This window comes from Mycobacterium sp. TH-M15 (assembly GCF_057473705.1).
This window is the reverse complement of sequence record NZ_JBYCLB010000156.1, coordinates 1-3,697: the sequence shown is the minus strand read 5'-3', so window position 1 is coordinate 3,697 and position 3,697 is coordinate 1. Positions and strand designations below refer to the sequence as shown.

Genomic DNA, 3,697 nt, shown 5'->3' with positions numbered 1-3,697 from the left:
CCAGCAGCTGCACCAGGTGCCGCAGCAGCTGGGCGACCAGGGCTTCGTCGAGCACGTCGAGCAGGTATTCGGCTTCGATCAGCGCGCCGTCGCCGTCGGCCTCGACCATGATGCCCAGCGCCAGTTGGGCGGTCTTGCCGCGGTAGCCGGCCCGCCGGCAGCGCACCCCGGCCGGGTGGAAGCCGTCGTCGGCGGCCGCGCGGAACCCGAAACTCAAGCGCGCCAGCCGCTCCACCCCGCCGTGCCGGCGGTCCGGGTTGAGTTCACGGACCACCGCGTCCAGGCTGATGCCCTGGTGGGCGAAGGCGCCCAGGGCGGTGTCGCGGGTGCGCTCCAGCAGCTCGGTGAACCGGTCGGCGGCGCCGACCCGGGCCCGCAGCACCACGGTGTTGCCGAAGTAGCCGATGGCGCCCTCGGTTCCGGCGGTGCGGTTGAGCACCGGGGATGCGATCAGGAAGTCGCCGGTCCCGGTGTAGCGGTAGATCAGCGCCGACAGCCCGGCCGCGACCACCATGTATCCGGTGGCGCCGTGCCGGCGGGCCAGTTCGGTGACGCCGTTCATCAGCTCGGGCCCCACCGCCACCGTGCACAGTCCGGCCCGCAGCGATTGCGGGATCGCCGAGCCGTGCGGTCCGGGCAGCTCCAGCGGGTCGGGCGGGTCGGCCAGCAGGGTGCGCCAGTAGTCCAGGTCGCCATCATCGCCGCACGGCGCCGGGTTGGGTTGCGACTGCGGCTGTTCGGCGAACGTCTCGGGGTTGGTGTAGGCGGCGGTGAGGTCGTCGAAGAACACCTGCCACGAGTCGTCGTCCCAGGCGATGTGGTGGGCCACCAGCAGCAGCACATGCTCGTCGGAGGCGGTGCGGATCAGCGTGATCCGCAGCGGTGCATCCGATTCCAGCCGGAACGGGGTGGCGAACTCGCGCTGGGCGAGCACCTCCAGCCGCAGCCCGCGTGCCTGCTCGCCGAGGTCGGTGAGGTCGTGTTCGGTGAAGGCGGGCTGCACCTGATCGACGGCGCCGACGACCGGTTGCGGTTCGCCGGTGTCGTCGACGCCGAAGGTGGTGCGCAGCACCGGGTGCCGGGCGGCGACCGCGGTCAGCGCCCGGCGTAGCCGGGCGGCGTCCAGCGGCCCGGTCAGCCGGTAGGACACCGAGATGTTGGCGACGGTGCCGTCCGGGTCGAGGGCCTGCACGAACCACATCCGGCGCTGCCCGTCGCTCATCGCCGGCGCGGCCGCCGGCCGGTCGGCCGGTCCCTGGTCGGTGGTCAGGCCGCGCTCGGCCAGCCGGCGACGCAGCAGTTGCAGCCGCAGTTCCGGGTCGGCGATGTCAGTCATGGGAGAGAACAGTCCTTTCCGATGCCGGATGCGCCGTGTCGTCGCCCAGGGCGGCCACCAGTTGGGCCCCGCTGATGCCGGCCAGCAGCGGGCCGAGCGCCACCCGCCGCCCGGTGGCCCGGGCCAGTCGCTTGCGCAGGTCGAGGGCGAGCAGTGAATCCAGCCCGAGATCGACCAGCGCTCGGTGCATGTCGACGTCGTCGGGGTGATCCAGGCCCAGTACGCCGGCCAGTTCGGCGGCGACCGACTCGGGCAGGGGCCGGCCCGGTGCGGCACCCGCCGGTGTCGCGGTCACCGGATTGTGCGACTCGAACGGTGCCGGCACCCCCTGGCTGTCGAAGAACACCGCCAGCCGGTCGAAGTCGGCGGCCAGGATCACCGGGTCGTGGTGCTCGGTGGCGAACCCGGCGGTGATGGCGGCCTCGGCGGGCATCGGGGTCAGGCCGGTGCGGGCGATGCGGTCCTTCTCGGCGCCGCTGACCACCGCAACCGTCTGCCACAGCCCCCAGCGGATCGAGCGGGCGTTCAGGCCGCGGCCGCGCAGCTGGGCGGTCAGCACGTCGGCCATCCGGTTGGCCGCCGCGTACAGCCCGTGCCCGGATCCGCCCCAGAAGCCCAGCACCGACGAGCAGACCAGGACCTGGGCGTCGGGTGTCAGCGGCCAGTGCTCGGCCAGGTTGGCCAGCCCGATCACCTTCGCCCCCAGCGCATCCCGGGTCGCGGCGGCGGTGATGTGCTCGGTGGGCAGCGCCGGCGCGGATGCGGTGTGCACCAGCAGGCCGGCCGCGGCCGGCCGATGCTGGGCGATGACCTCGCACAGGGCGCCGCGATCGGTGACGTCGCAGCCGATCGCGGTGATCCGTGCCCCGGTGCGGGCGGTCAGCTCGGTCAGGTCGACGGCGTCGCCGCTGCGGCTGAGCAGGGTGATGTCGCGGGCGCCGTGGGCGGCGCAGAAGTCCGCGTAGGCCAAGCCGATCGCCCCGGTGCCGCCGGTGATGACGACGGTGTCGGGCACCGTGATCCGGGCCGCCGCGGCGTACCGGCGGCGGCGCAGCCGGCGCACCGCCGGCCGCCCGGCCCGCACCGCCACCTCGGTGTCGGCCAGGCCCAGCGCGGACATCGCCGCGGCGATGTCGGCCGGGGCCGGTTCGCCGGGCAGGTCCAGGTGGGCGAAGGTCTGGTCGGGGTAGTGAAATCCGATGCTGCGGTGCAGGGCCGCGGCCGCGGCGGGCCCCGGCCGCGCCGGCGGGTCGCTGTCGATCCGCTCGGCACCGGCGGTGATCAGCCACACCCGCCGGCAGCGCTCCCCGGGTGCGGCCGCGGCCTGGGCGCGGGCATGTTCGGCGAAACCGGCCACGGCGGCGTTGATCTCGTCTTGTCGACCCGGCGGCGCAACCAGCAGCAGGGTTTCGGCGTCGGCGGGTGTGACCGCGCCGGCGCCCAGGGCGGCGGTCAGCTGCGCGGTCAGCTCGACGGAGTCGCCGGTGTAGTCGACGACCGCCACCTCGGCCGGCACCCGGGTCGGGGCGTCGACCGGCAGCCATTCCTCGGAAAGCACGATCGGGGCGTCGGGATCGTGTGGGGGCAAAGGGTCGGGTTTGGCCCACAGTTTGGTGGTGTGCATCGGGGCGGGCGGGAAGCGCCGCAACACCGGGCCGCTGCGGGCGGGGCTGAGGTCCCGCCACCGGTAGCCGGGGTCGGTGATCGCGGCGGCGGCGATGTTGGCCGCCAGTGTTTCCGGCGCCGGGCGCTCCCGCAGCGTGCTGCCCAGCACCTGCGCGGCGCCGGCGGTGTCGCCGAGCGCGACCAGCAGGGTGGGGTGCGCCGACATCTCGATGAACGTGGTGACCCCGCGGGCCAGCGCGGCGGCGGTGGCCAGGTCGAACCGGACCGGGTTGCGCAGGTTGTCGAACCAGTACTGGCCGAACGTCTTTCCCGGCGGCACCGATCCCCCGTACACCGAGCCGATGAATTCCACCGGTGCACTGTGGAATTGCGCATCCGGGAGCCGGTCGAGCAGCGCCGCTCGCAGCGGCTCCAGGGCACTGGTGTGCGCCGGGTAGCTGACCGGGAGTTCCCGGGCGAAGATTCCCCGCTCACCGGCCCGGCGCAGCACGTCGTGCACCGCGGCCAGCTCGCCGGAGACCACCACCGACTGCGGTGCGTTGACCACCGACAGCTCCAGCCAGCCGGGCGCCTCGGCGATCAGCGCTGCGGCGGCGTCGGGATCCGACCCGATCATCGCCATCCCGAACCGGCCCGGGGCGCCGGCGGCCAGCTCGGCCCGGGCGATGACGACGGCGACTGCGGCGTCCAGGTCGACGACCCCGGCGGTGTAGGCGGCGGCGAGCTCGCCGAGGC

At 74.2% G+C, this 3,697-nt stretch carries 2 protein-coding genes; both read right to left on the bottom strand.

Going from position 1 to position 3,697, the window contains the following annotated elements; genetic code table 11:
* Positions 1–1,336, bottom strand: a 1,336-nt coding sequence (locus tag AC2VNT_RS03745) for a condensation domain-containing protein (protein ID WP_486945578.1), incomplete at its 3' end; no start/stop codon positions are given.
* On the bottom strand, positions 1,329–3,697 hold a 2,369-nt coding region (locus AC2VNT_RS03740; RefSeq protein WP_486945577.1), incomplete at its 5' end, for an SDR family NAD(P)-dependent oxidoreductase. The genes AC2VNT_RS03740 and AC2VNT_RS03745, both read right to left, overlap by 8 nt.